The organism is Planctomycetaceae bacterium (assembly GCA_021371795.1).
Classification (GTDB): Bacteria; Planctomycetota; Phycisphaerae; order Sedimentisphaerales; family UBA12454; genus UBA12454.
Genome location: JAJFVK010000005.1, coordinates 17344 through 33818 on the forward strand (window position 1 = coordinate 17344; position 16475 = coordinate 33818).

Consider the following 16475-nt stretch of genomic DNA (forward strand, 5'->3'; position numbering starts at 1 on the left):
ATAATATTTTTGTATTGTCAGAAGTCTTTTTTTTGTAAATGTTGTAGCATCCACTGAACTTCGTCTTTTTTCTGCTGCTCGGCGAGAAGTTTTTCGAAATATTTCTTTTCGTACCATTTAACTTTGCCGTTGTACCAGAGAACAATATAGCCTGATTTTACGAATCCGCCGTAAATCTTTTCAGAATACGCGAGTATTGTGCTGTTGGGATCAGAACCGTATTCTATCCACATCGCTCTGTATTGAAGCGGACCGACTCTGACAAGTCCAGCTCTATCGATAAAATCATCTACATATATTTGATTGGGCAGGGAGCCATATTTCTGGCGGTATGAGAATATTTCCTTGCTTAGCACATTCATCGCTCGTATGGATTCAGCGCGATTTATACTGTTTTTGATGTTCGCAAAACCCACAATCATAACTATCGTGAAAAACGAAACGGTTATGATGTTGGCGACGAGTTTTTTCTGTTGAGTGTTCACGAAGACATACAATAAAGCAAAATAGCTATTTTGTCAATACTCTGTTGCCGGCGACGAACAGTCTGCCTGTTGCGAAAAGTTGCACAGCTTCGGGATAAGCGATGCATTCCTGTTCAAAAACCCTGGCCGCCAAAGTGTCTGGTGTGTCGTCATCTTTTACAGGGCAGGTTCGCTGGACAATAATCGGGCCTTTGTCGTATTCGTTTGTGCAGAAATGTACCGTACAGCCGCTGACTTTGCAGCCGGCGATGATTACCGCTTCGTGTACGTGATGCCCCCACATGCCCTGTCCGCCAAACGCGGGCAAAAGTGCAGGGTGAATATTCATAACCATATTTTCGAGTTCCGGCGGAATCTTCCACAGGCACAGCCAGCCGGCCTGTATAACAAGATTGACCTTTGCTTCGATTAGAACTTTTCCGATTTGTTTGCTGAATCCGTCGATGTCGGGATAATCTTTTTTGCGGATGATTTCCAGCGGCAGCCCGGCTTTTTTTGCCTTTTCAACGCCGACGGTGTCCGATCGGGACGATATTACCGCTGCGATTTCAGCGTTTAACTGCCTTTGCTTTATCAGTTCGTTAAAATTGATCAGCGTTCTTCCGCTTCCGCTTATCAGTATACCGAGTCGAAGATGTTTCGATGTTGTATCTATTTGTGTTTTTGATTTTTCTTCGTAATCTTTTTTGTTGTCGAGAGCTTTGTTGACAAGTTTGTCGGCATGTGTGTTTTTTTCTCTGCGGACGTGATTAATCTGCCAGCTTTTGAATTTTGTCAGCCAATCGAAACATTCCGTGTACAATTCCCGCAGTCCCTCGTTTTTGACTTTATATTCGCCGTTGATTTGTTTGACCATCAGTTCGCTGTCGCTGAAAACTTTTACGGCTTTAGCGCCGAGCGAAAATGCCTCTTCGAGTCCGTTCAGCAGGCCGGTATATTCAGCGATATTATTAGTTGCGTGTGAAATGAACATTGCTTTTGCGCAGAGCTGATGATGGTTTTCGTCGAATAAAACGAACGCACCGGCTGCAGGGCCGGGATTGCCTCTGCTTCCGCCGTCGGTAAAGATGGTTACGGTATCAACCAAACCCTTAGTTCTCCGTCTCCTTGAGGAACAAAATACGCGTGCAGTTCGGGCAGCGAAGGATTTCGTCTTTGCTCATCAGGGTATTAGCGGTTTCGGTCGTAAGGTTCATAAAGCATCCGCCGCAGGTATAAACGCCGCTTCTGTGATCCTGAATTTCGACTTCTGCGATCGCTTCGCCGTCATAAGTTTCCGCGACTCTTTTGAAAGTCTCGAGCGCTTCGGCGGGTACATCTTTTGCCGCCTGCTGCCATTGCTGTTCGATTTGGACGATTTCCGCTTCGAATTTTTTCGCTTGTTCTTCGGTTTGTTTGCGGATTTCTGCCAGTTCGTTCTTGGCGACTTCGATTTGCTGTTTGATGACTTCGCATTGCGTCTGGTCGGCATCGATATTTTTCATCAGTTCCAAAGTCTGGCTTTCGACTTTACTGCTGTCGGCTTTTGTAGTGTTGAGTTCTGTCAGAATTGCCGCGTATTCCTTGTTGCTTTTCGCGATGTTCAGCGCTGCGCGGTATTTGGCGAGGGTTTCATCGACACTCTTGAGCTCGAGTTCCATACGGTCGGCCTGGATTTTTGTAAGCTGTATCTCGTCCAGCTTAGAAGCCAGGTTGTTTTGCAATGTACGGAGTTGATTTTCCTTTAAGATGACGTTACGACGGCTTCTGTTAAGCTTGGCCTTGGCGGCTCTTAAACTATTTTCTACACTTTGAAGTTTTACCAGAGCATTGAGCACTGTTCCCATGAACGCTCCTTATTCTATGCAATTGTCACAGAAAAGTTAAATAATTATGAACCCGACATTATCAACTTCTGCGGATAATATTCAACAAAAAATTTTGTTTTTTTCCCGCAATTACTCCAATATACTAATAATTTTAAGATTTGAAATGGAACTGATGAACTTTAAAGCTGAACTTGTTGCGCCTGCGGGCACTTTGGAAAAACTCATCTGGGCGGCCAAATATGGCGCTGATGCGGTCTATTTTGGCACTGAATTCGGCTCTTTGCGGGCTTACGCGGGCAATTTTTCGCTCGATGATGCCCAAAAAGGTATCGATTTCTTGCATAAAAACGGCAAAAGAGCGTTAATTACCCTAAACATTTACCCTTTTAGCGATGAATATGAAAAGTTGATAAAAATAGCCGGAAAAGTGAGCGAAATGAAGGCCGATGGATTAATTGTTGCAGATATTGGTCTTGTTTTTGAACTAAAAAAGGCAGGAATCAAAACGCCAATCCATATTAGTACACAGGCCAACACCGTCAGCAGTCAGAGCGTTCTGGCGTATCATCAATTAGGAGCGGCAAGAGTAAATTTAGCGAGAGAGTTGTCTTTTGAGCAGATAAAAAAAATTCGTGAAGATACCCGCTCAAGCGGTATGCAGCTTGAGGTTTTCGTTCACGGCGCGGTCTGTTTTTCATACTCCGGCCGATGCGCAATCAGCGATTATCTTACCGGCCGAAAAGCCAACCACGGCGAATGTACGCATCCATGCAGATGGGGATATTCTCTTGTTGAAGAATCAAGACCCGGCCAATACATTCCAGTATTTGAAGACCAAAGGGGGCAATACCTTTTTAACAACAAAGACCTTGCGCTGTTCGAATATGCCGATAAACTCAAAGATATTGGTGTGGATGCTTTCAAAATTGAAGGCAGAATGAAATCGGTTCATTACATCGCGTCGGTAGTTTCGCTTTACAGGCAGTTGATTGATGGCAAAAAAATAAGCACAGAAGAATGCTTTAAATTATTGAGCAGGGTGAAAAATCGTGGTTACAGCGAAGGTTTTATGAAAGGCTCAATCACGCCGGACGATTACAGCAATGAGAAAAGCCAATCACGTTCTGAAGCTGTATTTGTCGGCGATATCGTCGATGAGGAAACTCAAACCGGCTGCATCTGCCACGCGAGAAACAAAATGTTCGCAGGCGAAAAATTGGAGGTAATAACTCCTGCCGGCGAAATTTTTGAAATAACATTGCCGAATCCATTAAAAACAGTTAATGGCGAACAATTAGAGTTTGTGAATAATCCGCAAAAGATGGTGCTGGAGCAAAAATTGCCGGCTTATTCGATATTAAGGAGAATTGTTTAAATATTTACAACAGGAGATATTTGTGGAGCTGAAAAGAATTAACGAGGTATCGCCGAGGCATCCGTATGTTGTTTTTAGAAATTCTGTTCTGCATAGTTTGATTCCGTTCTTTTGCATTTTAGTGCCATTAGGCTTTTTGTGTTATTATTTGGTTAAGCAAAAAGATTTCCCAGGCTGGCTTGATGGGGGATTACAAGGCTTGGCGTCAGCCGTTGCGTTTTTGAGTATTAGACCTGTCATAAAATCTTTTTCACCGTCCAACTGGTTAATGCAGACGGAGTTTCAGCATGTTTATATTAAAATCCGTTCATACTTAAACACAAAAGTTTCGCCCGACGAAAAACTTGTAATAGAATTAAAAGATAGTGAACTAAAATGGGTGCGCAGAACTCAAATTAAATTGGCATCGATGAACCTTAAACAAAAAACAGTTTCGAGACTGACATATCTTGACATCTGCCTCAAGCAGCCTGTTTCGCAGGAAATAAAAACTGCTCTGGAACTCGAAAAAAAGTTTACGCCTAAAAAGGATTCCTCGAAGTATGATTACTATCCTGTGATATTAATAGAACCTGATATATTGCGAGTTAAATTTTCAGGTGTTTCGCCTTCAGTTAATAAAGCCATAAAAATTCTGAACGAAATGGGAGCGATTGTTCATCCTAAAAATAAAGAGGAAATCGATACGACTGTAAAGCTTACCAAAGATGAAGAAAATGAGGCAAAGGACACCGGCAAGGGTAAGAGTATCATTGAGCGGAAATCCCCGCAAAATACCGATTGATATTTCATACGAATTGGCGGAAAAGCCGGTTTTTTGACCTAAAAACCGCTCTTTTTACTAATTTCACGTTTTTTAAAATATTCCTTGACAAATTAGACTCTATGCCATAGAGTACTCTGTATTAATAATGAAAGGATAAAAGATGGACGAGTTAATTAATGAAAATCCTGTCGAATCGCTGGCTGCGATTCAAAATACAATCACCAGAACGCGTAAAGCAGTTTCCGGCACTTACGGCAGTCCGCTAATGATGTTGTGGGGTGGGCTTTTGGCAATTGCTTATGCTGCCTCGTATTTTTACTTGAGATACGCTCACATAATATTCTGGACAATGGCTGCGGTTGGCGGAGTTGGAAGTTACTTTCTTTGGTTTTGGCTTTTGCGGAAAATGCCATTTAAAGAACCGGCCGAAGAAAAAATGAATTGGCGTGTTGGCGCAATGTGGTGGCTGTTGTTTTTATATGTTTCGATTTGGCTAAGTCTGCTTGCTCCATTTAATGGTATGCAGATGAATGCTTTTATTGTAACGGCGACGATGTTCGCTTACATAATGATGGGGCTGTGGTTTAAAGAAATGTACCTGATTTGGACGGGATTGTTTGTTACCGCGATGACGCTGATAGGTTTTTTCTTTCTTCCGCATTTTTACTGTCTTTGGATGGCGTTTATGGCAGGCGGCGTAATTTTTATCATAGGTTTATATACTAAATTACGGTGGAAATAAAATGGCTGAACTGAATAACATAATTCATCAGCCTGTGCGTTTGCGGATAATGGCTGCCCTTTGCGCACTCGAGCGGGGCGGACAAATGGATTTTGTTTATCTCAAGAAAATGCTGAACCTTACCGATGGTAATCTCGGTGCGCATTTGACAAAACTTGAAGATGTCGGTTTTATCGCGATTGAAAAAACTTTCGTTGCCCGCAAGCCTCGCACTTTTGTTTGCGTTACCGGAAAAGGTCACGATGCTTTTAATGAACATATAAATGCCTTAAAACAAATTATTGAAGACGATAAAACTTAAATGAAAGGAAATTTATGAAAAAACATTTTTGGATGTTGGCGTGTGTTGTGATTGTTTTAAATTCAATTGCCGTTGCTGCGCAGGAGCCAAATAATTTTTCTATTTCATTCGGCAAACTTGAATCGCAGACAGTTCTTTACACTGTTTACCGCGGCCCCTATGAAAAAGTCGGTCAGGCAATTGGTGAACTTTACGCGATTGCCGGAAAGAACAGAATATCTCCACAGGGCAATTTGCGGTTTGTTTATTTGAATAATCCGCATCTTTTCTCTTTAAATTCGCAGCACTGCCTTGTTGAAATTCAAATCCCTGTCTCGCAGGACTCTCTTAAAATGGCCGGTACGCTCGGCACAATGACAGATATTAAAACTTTAATCGCAATGGATACTGTAGTTATAAAGAAACCTGCCGGCTGCAAAGATTATGGTTCTGTTTATGCCTATCTTTTTGCGTGGATTGCCCAAAATGGTTACAGGCCGATAGATAATGCGTTTGAAGTTTTCGAATCGGGCGGCCAAAATCAAAGTTGTGAAAATATTGCACAGTCAGATATAGTTGTTCCTGTTACAAAAGTTTCTGGCGCAAAATAAAAAAAGCAGCTAACTGATAAGTAGTTTACAGTTAGCGGCATTTTTTGCAGTTGAAACTGCCATTTTGGCAAATTCCGGATTTTTGAAATCATGATACCGCTGCGCAAGATAACACTTTTGCCGCCTGCACAGTGAACCAGAACGTTGAGCCTTTGCCTGCCTGCGATTCGATGCCGAGTTGGCCGTTATGGCGTTGCACGATTCTTTTGCAGACCGCAAGCCCAATGCCTGTGCCTTCATACTCCTTATTTGTATGCAGACGTTTGAACATTGAGAATATTGAATTGTGATATTCCGGAGCGATTCCGATACCGTTGTCGGTGATCTCCACGCGTATCATATCGTTAGCCGCCGGTTTGGTTGTGATAGTAATTTCAGGCACATTGCCTTTCTTCTGGTATTTGATGCCGTTGGCGATAAGATTTTGCAGTAATTGACGCATTTGCAGCATATCGGCGCAAACTGTCGGCAGCGGCTGTGGTATGTTTATTGTTGTATGTGTTTCTTCAATAAGCATTCCCAGTTCGTATAGTTTGAGTCCTTCGATAATTTCGTCAAGCTGGATATCTTCAAACTCGTGTCCTTTTGTGCTGACGCGCGAATAGCTCAACAGTCCGTCAATCATTGTGCTCATACGTTTTGCGGCATCTACTACAAAGGTAAGATTTTCATTTTCTTCCGGTTCTATTTTATGTTTAATTGTTTTTTCGAGCATTGAACCGAAAGACATTATTTTTCTCAACGGTTCTCGCAAATCGTGAGATGCGATATAAGCGAAGTGCTTCATTTCCTCGTTTGCCGCTTCGAGGTTCCTGTTGAGTTCATTCATTTTTTCTTCGGCTTCTTTGCGTTCCGTTATATCGACGAAAGACTCCAGCAGAACTTCCTGATTCTCGAATATGATTGGAGTTACGCTTTTAAGAACTGGTATTGTCTTTCCACCTTTGGTCTTTATAACTCTTTCAGACATATCAATATTCTGATGCAGGTCGATTACCGGACAGTTACCTTCAAGAGACGGGCAGATAAATCTGTGGCATCTTTTTCCGAGCAGTTCTGAATGATGCGAACAGCCGGTCATTTCAGCCGCTTTATTGTTTACAAGCCGGATAGCTTTATTTTTATCGATTATTACTATGCCGAACGGCATTAAATCTATGATTTTTCGCAGAGTCTCACGGGACCGTCTAAGTTCTTCGTCGATTTTATTGCGTTCTGTGATATCTTCCACAACGCCGAAGATGGATTTGATTTTCCCATCCTGGCCGAACTCTGCCTGTGCGTTTAATGATGTTGTGATTGGCGTGCCGTCTTTCTTTTTCAGGGCAAGCTCATAATGTTTAACAAATCCGAATTCTTTTAATTTTTGGATGTAGTTATATCTGTCTATTGAATTTCTGTAAAAATCCAGAACAGAGTGTTGTTTGAATTCTTCGACGCTATCGCAGCCGAACAGTCTTGCCATCGCAATATTCGCGTCTGTGAAGCATCGGCCGTTTTCGATTGTATTGTTGAAAATGCCGACATTCAGATTTTCGACCAGCGTTTTGTATTTTGCTTCGCTTTTTTCCAGCGATTCAACAGCGTTTAGTCTTTTGGTCGCCGCAGATACCAGCAGATGCAGTACTATGACCGCTGACATAATAAGGAGGCTTAACATTCCTATTGTTGTAATAACCGACAGCCTGATTAAGGCGTAACTTCTCTGCCATTTTTTTGCGTCGGTGTCGATGCCAAGCAGTGCGATTACTTTTCCGCTTCTGTCGCGAATTGCCGCCGTACCTGAAATCCATTTACCCCATTTGTCTGTGATTGGTCCTTCGACAATAGGGAGGCCGTCAGAAAAACATTTTACAAGTCCATCGGATGCTTCTTCAAATATATCTCCCGGCAGGGATATGTCCGGTGAACTTTCTGGTTCTGAATCTGCTATGAAAAAAACTTTACCATCCCGCATACCAAGCAGGTAGATGAATCGGCAATTTTCCTTATAACCGTCGAGGTTCAGATTTCTGCGCAAATTCATCAGTTGTTTTTTAACTTGTTTATAATTTTCATTTGAAATGTTGGTCTCTGTGCCTGTCAGTGAAATTATTTGTGAAGTATTGAATGTGGTTGAAGATACTATCGCAAGGTGCAGAAAATTATGTTTTCTCGACCGGTCGAAGTTGTTGCTCGTATAATTTGTAAGTGCCCATCCGCTTATTACGATGGTTAGAATGAGGCAGATTGGCAGATACAATAGGGTCATTTTTATGCCGAGGCGGAAATTTTTGCCGTAGTCGAACACTTCATAAACAAAAATTGACAGTATGATTGCCAAAAGCGCGCCGATTACGGCACAGACCGCCTCAAGCGGGATGTGTGAAAAATTTGAAAATAACTGATAGTTCAGCATTGATGAAGGCAGAAATGGTGTTCGCGGTACGCCCAGAGCGAAAATGAAAGCGCCGAGGATAAAAAATCCGGAAAAGATAAGATAATATGGTCTTTGTTGTTTTTCGTATTTGTATGCGATTGCGAATACTGCTGCGGTTGCCAATGCTCCTGTTATTCCGAGTGAGTAATTTGCGGCTGTTTGAAAACCTGCCGAACCGCCGAAGAATGCTCCTGTGCAAAGAATAGTGCCGGGAATAAGATATATCCATCTGCCCGGCGTTTTTATGTTGTATCGGCCAAGTCCGGTTCTGCCGAATTCAAAGAGAAATGTCAGGGCTATTGACAGCCCCGTTGCTCTGAATAAAAAAAGAAGGAACGGATTGTCGGATATTGTTGCCGCCAGATTAGCCCACTGAACCATACTAATAACCAAAGAGAACAAACCGAGCCATATCAGCGGCAGTTTTGATTTGGCCTGAAAGTGTGCGTAAAAAAGGATAATAGACTGTGCCAGAAAGGCCAGGCCGTAGAAGAAGTAAATATAATCAAGTTGTTCAGTAAAAAAACTTTCCATGTATATATCCATAGTTAATAGTTTACATATAAATATAGTATATACGTTTATCGGGTAAAATTAACCGATGCTTAAGTAAGGGAAAGCCTGTATTTAGGCAATTTTTTAAAATTTACATCAGATATTATCGGCCTTGCCTGCGGTGTGTTCACTCGCGACGGAAGTTACTGCCGATGGCACAGTAAACCAGAAAGTTGAACCAATTCCGGGGATGGATTCGACGCCGATTTTACCGCAGAAGCGTTCGACTATTTTTTTGCAGATAGTAAGACCTATTCCGGTGCCTTCATAGTCTTTGGGCGTGTGCAGTTTCTTGAACATTGTGAATATCGATTGAAGATATTCTGGTTTTATACCTATGCCGTTATCTGTTATTTCGATTCTTACCATACCGTTGGCGGCTGGTTTGCTTGTTATGAAGACTTGAGGCACCGCGTCGGGCTTGTGAAATTTTAATCCGTTGGCGAGCAGGTTTTGCATAAGCTGACGTATCTGTGTGACATCAACATGAATGTGCGGCAGAGGGTTCGGCACGCAAATAACCGCCTGCATTTCTTCTATCATTACTGACAGTTCAAATTCCCGAAGCTGGCTGACGATTTCATTAAGGTCGATGTCCTGCGGCAGATGTGCTTTTGTACTCACTTTGGAATAGGCCAGCAGACCTTCAATCATTTTATTCATACGGTGAGCGCCTTCGATCATAAAGCCAAGATTTTCAGTGTCTTCTTCCAAAAGTTTGTTTTTCAGACTTTTTTGCAGCATACCACCGAACGCTGTAATTTTTCGCAATGGTTCGCGAAGGTCGTGCGATGCGACATATACAAAATTTCGAAGTTCCTGATTGGCCTCTTCAAGATTATAATTCAAGCGTTTCATTTCGGCTTCGGCTTTTTTGTGTTTCGATATATCTCTTACAATGGTCTGAATATAATTCTGGCTTCCCATTGTAAACGTATTTAAGCTGACTTCCGCGTCGAAGGTTGATTTGTCATATCGCCAGTGCAGCCATTCGAATCGTTGCGGCTGACCCGCTATCGCGGCCTTTATATATTCGAGTGCCTTTTCAGTTGAATCTCTGCCGTCCGGCTGTCTTGGCGGTGAGAATATGTAAGGCTGGCTGTTTAAAATCTGTTCTCGTGTGCAGCCGAAGAGTTCGAGCGTTTTTTCATTACAGTCAATGTATTTATCTTTTTGCATCAGCAGTATAGAATCGTTAGCGGTGTCGAAAATCATTTTGTATTTTTGCTCGTTTTCGTTCAGAATATCACGCTGCTGGAAAAATTTACTTATCAGGCCGGCGACATCTCCAAATTCTGATTTTTCTTCCTGCAATTTTTTGATAAACGCAGTGTCGTCTTTGGCCAGCGTTTCGGAAATCAGTTTTAACGGGCGGTTAATCCATTTGACTATTACATACAAAATAATTGCCAGCAATGTTGACGCGAAGCCAAGGAATAAATACATATCCTGTGTAAATGCCTTGTTTATAGCCTTTAACTGTGTAAATTCTGACCAGGCTTTCACAATTGCCAGAGGTTTTTTGTCCCAGCCGCAAAAAGTATGAGTGAAAAATATTTTACCTTCCTGAAAGTTGCTTTCGTCTTCCAGCAATTTTTCATCGTAAGGATAAATATAGATATTTAACGATGTCATCTTAGCTATGTTTGTTATGTATGACGTGTCCCACAATTTACCCGCGAAGAAGTAACCGCGTGGCGTTGTCTGTCGGGCAGGGTCGCTGCCGGGGTATATTTTCGCCCCGTTTATTTCCATAAATCCTTTGGATGTTTTTATAAAGAAGTGGCATACCACCTTCCCGTCCAGCAGAAGGTCAAACGTCTCTGCGGGTATAGGAAATTCCGGAATGAAGCCTTTCTCTTCTGTGCCCGTCGAAAAAACAGGTGTTTTGTCTTTGTTAAAAATCCATACGCCATTATAGTTATTAGCCGTCAAAACAATTTGTTCAACGCTCGATTTAAACCAGTCAGTATCTTTGTTTTCAACTGCCTTTACCATTTCATCCCAGTATGTGCTTTCGATGGCGTAGGTTTCCAGTTTCTTGTTTACCATTTCGACAATTTGTGCAAAGTTCGCGATAGTTGTTTGTTTTCTTTCGTTGAAAATCGTACACATTCTTTTTACTTCCAGATATCTCTGAAGTAAAACGACTGAAGTGAAAACAATCATTACTGTCAGAACCACGGCGATTAGTTTTCGTCCGATTTTCATAGTTTTTCCGTCGTTTGTATGTTTTGATTTATAGTTGCTGTCGAATTTGCCGCCGGCAGTGTGAACCAGAATATTGAGCCTTTGCCCGGCTGCGATTCGACTCCGATTTTGCCTCCGTGCCGTTCCACTATCTTCTTGCATACAGAAAGACCAATACCAGTACCTTCATATTCGCTTTTTGTATGTAAACGCTTGAACATTACGAATATAGAACCTATATACTCAGCCTTAATACCTATTCCGTTATCTGTTACTTCTACCCTTACCATACCATCGGCTGCCGGTTTGCTGGTTAGGGTAATATAAGGGGTACTGCCTTTGGATTGATACTTTATACCGTTGGCGATAAGATTTTGTATAAGTTGGCATATTTGAACGGGGTCAACTTCAACCGACGGCAGCGGCTGCGGTATATCTAAAACAACATGTTTTTCTTCCAGAACAACTGAAAGTTCGAACTGCTGAAGCTGTTTTACTATTTCATTCAGGTCAACGGTTTGAGTGGGCTGAGTCTGTGAACTTACCCTCGAATAAATAAGCAATCCTTCAATCATTTTGTTCATTCGCGTGGCGCCGTCCACCATATATAGCAAATTTTCAGTATCGTCATCGGTGAGTTTTCCCGCAAGAGACTTTTGCAGCATCCCTCCAAAAGCAACGATTTTTCTCAAAGGTTCACGCAAATCGTGCGAGGCGATATAAACAAAATTCTTCAGTTCCTGGTTGGTTTCGCTAAGTTTATCTACGGTCTGTATCAATTGTTCGCCGGTCTGCTCCAACTCGGCTTTCGACTGTCGTATTGCCTCATCGGCAACCGATTGCTGAACGACAAAAGCTGCGGCATTACTAAGTCCATCTAATATTGCGTCTTCGGCAGGAAGGATAGTGTGTTTGGCAAACAGCGCTAAAACTCCTAATGTTTCTCCGCCGGGAACTTTTAGCTGGTATCCGGCAAACGACTTAAGTCCCAATTCGCGTGCCCATTGGTTGTTATGAACTCGCGGGTCGTTCTGCACGTCGTTTGTAAGAAATTTGTGTTCTTCGCCCGATGCGACAAGCCCGATTTTATAACAGCCGAACGGAACGCGGCGGTGAACTTTGCCGTCTATATGCGTGTATCGGCCGGAACTGGCCAGCAAATGCAGACATTTATCTCGATAGCGGCAGACATGCGTCCCTTCGTTTGCTTCGCCATGGACACAGTCCTGACACTTATCTCCGGGACGTATCAGCCAGATTCGACAGAAATCGGCATCGAAAATTTTTACAATGCTGTCTGTTATAGTTTTGAGCTTATCATCAAGCAATACCTGCGCAAGAAGCGACTGCTGGAGAATGTTGATACCCTGCTGCCATTGCAGCATTTTCTTCATTTCATCTTCCATTCGTTTGCGGGCGGTGATGTCACAGATGATACCATTTATCGCTTGAGGATTACCATTATTATCACATAGCAACTTGCCTCGAGCAGAGATATGATGAATACTGCCGTCTGGCCAAACAACGCGGTATTCAGGCTCGTAGAGAGTGTTCAGTTCAATTGTTTGTTTCAAAGCCGCTTTGATTTTTTCGCGGTCTTCGGGATGAACCGTAGCAAAGAACTCCTCTGCTGCCCCGCCAAATATCGCTGGATTGATCCCCAGAAGAGAACATGCCTGATTGTCAAAGCTGCGTTTGTTTTCTACGATATTATATTGCCACATCCCCATTTGGGATGACTGCAGCGATAATTCTAGTTTTGTTTTGATTAAGCTTATCTCTTCTTCCGCCCGTTTGCGTTCTGTGATGTCGCGAACAACCGTATGAACAACTATTTTGCCGTCCAATTCCATTGCATTAATCAGCACATCGGCGATAAATTCTTTGCCGGTATCGGCTCGTTTGTGCACCCACTCGAAACGGTTAGTGCCCTTTTCCATTGCTATGGCAATCTGCTTGTTGGCCAGTGTCAGGGAATCTTCGCCACAAGGTTGCTTAGGTGGTGACAAATCAGCCGGATGTTTCGAGCAGAACTCCTTCATGTCAGCACAGCCGTAAATCTCCAGGGTCGCCTTGTTACAATCAAAAAATTTCCCATCAGCCATCATCATCACCGCATCGCTGGTTGTATCGTAGAGCGTGTGGAACTTTGTTTCCGAGCGGCGCAGCGCCTCTTCGGCCTTTTTGCTTTCGGTTATATCCCGAAATATACCCTGCAGTATTTTTTTGTCTCCAATCTGAAGCAGGTTTGCTTTTATGGCGACATTTTTTATTACTCCACTTTTGGTGATAACCTTAGTTTCCAGAACTTGTCCGATCTTATCACGTAAATGTTGTTCAAAGGTATTATCTGAATCGTCCCTGATTTTCGAGGAAGGATGCAGAATTTGCTGGTCCTGGCCAACAAGTTCTGATTTTTCTCTGCCCACCAGTTTTGCTGCGGCATTATTACAGTCAATTAATATGCCTGTCTCGGCATCAGCCAGAAAAATAGCATCCAACGCTTCTTCAAACTGAAGTCTGTATTTTTCCTCGCTTTGTCCAAGAGCTTCTTCTGCATTTTTACGCTCTGCAATCTCACTGTTCAGATTCTCGATGGAAGTTGTTCTTTGCTGTAAATCAGTTGTCATTTTGTTGAAAGCTGCCGCAAGCCGTCCCAATTCATCGCCGGATTTACAAGGAATTTTATATGTTATATTTCCCTGTCCGATTTTCTCAGTAGCCTTCGATATTTTTATCACAGGCTGCAACACATATCGCCATATAAGAATAACCATAGTTAAATAAATTGCAGCACTGAACAGTATCGCCGTATAGATAAATCTTTTACGAAATTCAGGAAGCAGCTTAAACATCTCATCTTTTGGCAACATTATACCATAATACCAGTTAAGAAAATCCAGTTTTCTGGCCAAAAAATAATTCGTGTGACCATCTGCTTTCAGGCAGATTAATTTTGTTTGTCCCTGCGACGTACTTTGTTGTAATGCTACCGATACTGCCTCGGCAGTTTTTTTGTCTGTAATATCACAGTGAAGCAGAGTGTTCATTTTCGTTTGTGAAAAAAGTTTATCCATATAACATGGATGGACAATTATATTTTTATTGGAATCGAATATAAAACTGTATCCGGTATCAAAGTGTTTTTTGCTGACTACATCTGCGTATAAATTATCTAAAATCATATCGTGACCTATAATGCCCAGAAATTCATCTTTGAGATATACCGGGGTTATAAGGCTGGTCATCCAGTGTTTCCAGATTGAATCATAATAAACCTGTGTCCAGCGAGATTGTCTTTCTGGGTTGTGTTGGGGATCGCCTATATAATAAAATTCATCCTTTCGGAAATCATGATTCGGCTCAATTTCAAGAGACCAGTTTTTTTCATAAATGCGAATCAATTGCTGTTTGGTAATCAAATACATATTGAATACCGTACCCTTGACACCTTTGGCATAATCATCAAAACAGCCTTCGGTGGCGATAATTATTTTTTCTATCTCATTATCCAAAGGCGTAAGATTCGAGAGGAATATAGCGGATATGTCATTATTATCGAACGCTTTCAAATTGGTTCGCAAGGCACCATTTATATACTGGTATCGTTTATCGAAGTTATTCAGGTCATTCTCTGTCGGCTCATAGGTCAGTTTTTTTTCGATGAATTCGGCCGATTTTTTACCTATTAGTTTCCTTGTCGCCATATAGTTGTTTATCTGTTGAGTTTCTTCAGCAGCTATTTCCTGCACATAACTTTCAGCATTTCTAATGACCTGATGCTCAAAAATCCGTTGTATTACAAGTCCAATAAGCAGGAATAATGGAATTGATACTATCGTCAGATCAATTATAATTTTCTGGGTCAGATTAAGGTTTATTTTTTTCATAGCTTTTACAACTTCACCATAGAATAACATCACTTAGGTTATCGACTTGTGCTTTGAAGGTGTTAATAATGAATTCTTATTGGCGTTTTGTTGTATAATAACAAGGGTTTGGATTGGTTATAAAATAGTTATCGGTCTTAAATAAATTCTTGCAAGAGGGGGGATGTTGGTCTAAAATCCAGAAAAATTAGTGGAATACACAATAAAGGGATTTAAAATGGAAATAATACCAGCAATCGACATTCTTGGCGGTAAATGCGTTAGACTCGTTCAGGGCGAATATAACAGATATATTAACTACGAGGACGACCCCACAAAAAAAGCCGTTGAGTTTAAAAACGCCGGTGCTGAATGGCTTCATATTATAGATTTAGATGGCGCAAAAGTCGGCAGATGTGTAAATATTGACGCCATACGCGACATAGCCGCAAATATGAAAGATTTAAAAATTCAGGTTGGCGGCGGTATTCGTGAAAGACAAAGCGTTATTGATTTGCTCGAAATGGGCATAACACGTGTAATCCTCGGCACAAAAGCGGTTCACGATTTTGACTGGTTTAGTACGGTGGTCAATGAGCATCCCGGCAAAATCGTTTTGAGTCTTGACGCTCGCGGCACAAAAATCGCGACTGACGGCTGGAAGACGGATACTTCGTATGAGCTTATTGATATTGCACAAAAGGCTGCTTTGCTGCCGCTTGATGCCATAATTTTCACGGACATTAATAAGGATGGGATGTTGTCCGGCCCGAATATTGAGAGAACGAAACATCTGGCAGAGACGATAAAGCTGCCGATTATTGCCGCCGGCGGCATTACGACGATTGAAGATATTCAAAAACTTGCGGAAACAAAAGTTATCGCAGCCGCGATTGTCGGCAGGGCGCTTTACGAGAACACAATCGACCTGCCACAGGCCATTGAGTTGTGTAAAAAACTTAATTGACCTTTATATAAAAAATGACTCCTGGCACCGTTTATTGTTGTGAATTGTGGACACGTTTTTCAGCTCAAAAAACGCTATCAAAATGCTCAAAAAGCATCAAAAACTGTAAAAAACACCTCAAAAGTGCTTCAAAGTATTAACTTTTCAATCAAAAACCTCAATTTTTCAGTTCATTTACCCCCGAAAACGACACTTTTCGACATTTTTTGACACTAAAACGTAACTAAATCGCACTGAATTCAAGTAAAATCATTTGGAATGGTAGTAAAATCGTTTGAAATCGTCAGAAAAATTAAGGATGTTTAAACTCGTATTTAGTGAAGCGTATTTCGTATCTCGTGAACTAACAGACGCACAGCCGTCCTCTGCGAGGATTGAAATGCGTCTCTACCACCAATTTATGTGGGG

The 16475-nt window shown here is 41.9% G+C and carries 12 protein-coding genes; 6 read left to right on the forward strand and 6 right to left on the reverse strand.

The features are described from left to right. Positions 1–17: 17 nt before the first annotated feature. The 3 genes from LLF92_02295 to LLF92_02305 are packed head-to-tail and all read right to left on the reverse strand — an operon-like array spanning position 18 to position 2311. Complete coding sequence (locus tag LLF92_02295) at positions 18–485, reverse strand: hypothetical protein (GenBank protein ID MCE5339947.1); 468 nt, start codon at positions 483–485, stop codon at positions 18–20. A 25-nt stretch (positions 486–510) separates the two neighbouring features. Next, positions 511–1572, reverse strand: a complete 1062-nt coding sequence (gene purN, locus LLF92_02300) for a phosphoribosylglycinamide formyltransferase (GenBank protein MCE5339948.1) — start codon at positions 1570–1572, stop codon at positions 511–513. Positions 1573–1576: 4 nt separating this feature from the next. Further along, complete coding sequence (locus LLF92_02305; protein ID MCE5339949.1) at positions 1577–2311, reverse strand: C4-type zinc ribbon domain-containing protein; 735 nt, start codon at positions 2309–2311, stop codon at positions 1577–1579. A 154-nt stretch (positions 2312–2465) separates the two neighbouring features. Here LLF92_02305 and LLF92_02310 point away from each other — a divergent pair, with 154 nt between their 5' ends. From LLF92_02310 to LLF92_02330, 5 genes are all read left to right on the forward strand, one after another. After that, positions 2466–3668, forward strand: coding sequence for a U32 family peptidase (locus tag LLF92_02310; protein ID MCE5339950.1), 1203 nt, complete (start codon positions 2466–2468; stop codon positions 3666–3668). 22 nt (positions 3669–3690) lie between these two features. After that, a complete protein-coding gene (locus LLF92_02315; GenBank protein MCE5339951.1) occupies positions 3691–4452 on the forward strand; it encodes a hypothetical protein in 762 nt (253 codons plus the stop codon). A 142-nt stretch (positions 4453–4594) separates the two neighbouring features. Beyond that, the gene (locus LLF92_02320; GenBank protein MCE5339952.1) at positions 4595–5176 is read left to right on the forward strand and encodes a hypothetical protein; all 582 of its coding nucleotides are present in this window, start codon (positions 4595–4597) and stop codon (positions 5174–5176) included. 1 nt (position 5177) lies between these two features. Next, positions 5178–5477, forward strand: coding sequence for a transcriptional regulator (locus LLF92_02325; protein ID MCE5339953.1), 300 nt, complete (start codon positions 5178–5180; stop codon positions 5475–5477). Between the two features lie 14 nt (positions 5478–5491). Next, the gene (locus LLF92_02330) at positions 5492–6067 is read left to right on the forward strand and encodes a GyrI-like domain-containing protein (protein MCE5339954.1); all 576 of its coding nucleotides are present in this window, start codon (positions 5492–5494) and stop codon (positions 6065–6067) included. A gap of 88 nt (positions 6068–6155) precedes the next feature. On the opposite strand, the gene LLF92_02335 is transcribed toward LLF92_02330, so the two are convergent. The 3 genes from LLF92_02335 to LLF92_02345 all read right to left on the reverse strand — a co-directional run bounded on the left by LLF92_02335 (position 6156) and on the right by LLF92_02345 (position 15121). Beyond that, entirely contained in the window at positions 6156–9020 is a 2865-nt protein-coding gene (locus LLF92_02335; GenBank protein ID MCE5339955.1) for a PAS domain S-box protein, read from the reverse strand. A 117-nt stretch (positions 9021–9137) separates the two neighbouring features. Continuing rightward, complete coding sequence (locus LLF92_02340) at positions 9138–11252, reverse strand: PAS domain S-box protein (protein MCE5339956.1); 2115 nt, start codon at positions 11250–11252, stop codon at positions 9138–9140. Further along, the gene (locus tag LLF92_02345; GenBank protein MCE5339957.1) at positions 11249–15121 is read right to left on the reverse strand and encodes a PAS domain S-box protein; all 3873 of its coding nucleotides are present in this window, start codon (positions 15119–15121) and stop codon (positions 11249–11251) included. The genes LLF92_02340 and LLF92_02345 overlap by 4 nt, the downstream gene beginning before the upstream one ends. 217 nt (positions 15122–15338) lie before the next feature. On the opposite strand from LLF92_02345, the gene hisA reads away from it, so the two are divergent. Then, positions 15339–16067: a 1-(5-phosphoribosyl)-5-[(5-phosphoribosylamino)methylideneamino]imidazole-4-carboxamide isomerase gene (gene hisA, locus LLF92_02350; GenBank protein MCE5339958.1), complete on the forward strand. Its 729-nt coding sequence runs from the start codon at positions 15339–15341 to the stop codon at positions 16065–16067. Positions 16068–16475: the final 408 nt, after the last annotated feature.

Bases quoted from the DNA above. Each gene is read 5' to 3' on its own strand.
- LLF92_02320 (MCE5339952.1), top strand. From the start codon at position 4,595: ATGGACGAGTTAATTAATGAAAATCCTGTCGAATCGCTGGCTGCGATT.
- LLF92_02345 (MCE5339957.1), bottom strand. From the start codon at position 15,121: ATGAAAAAAATAAACCTTAATCTGACCCAGAAAATTATAATTGATCTG.
- LLF92_02340 (MCE5339956.1), bottom strand. From the start codon at position 11,252: ATGAAAATCGGACGAAAACTAATCGCCGTGGTTCTGACAGTAATGATT.
- hisA (MCE5339958.1), top strand. From the start codon at position 15,339: ATGGAAATAATACCAGCAATCGACATTCTTGGCGGTAAATGCGTTAGA.
- LLF92_02335 (MCE5339955.1), bottom strand. From the start codon at position 9,020: ATGGAAAGTTTTTTTACTGAACAACTTGATTATATTTACTTCTTCTAC.
- LLF92_02325 (MCE5339953.1), top strand. From the start codon at position 5,178: ATGGCTGAACTGAATAACATAATTCATCAGCCTGTGCGTTTGCGGATA.
- LLF92_02305 (MCE5339949.1), bottom strand. From the start codon at position 2,311: ATGGGAACAGTGCTCAATGCTCTGGTAAAACTTCAAAGTGTAGAAAAT.
- LLF92_02310 (MCE5339950.1), top strand. From the start codon at position 2,466: ATGAACTTTAAAGCTGAACTTGTTGCGCCTGCGGGCACTTTGGAAAAA.
- LLF92_02330 (MCE5339954.1), top strand. From the start codon at position 5,492: ATGAAAAAACATTTTTGGATGTTGGCGTGTGTTGTGATTGTTTTAAAT.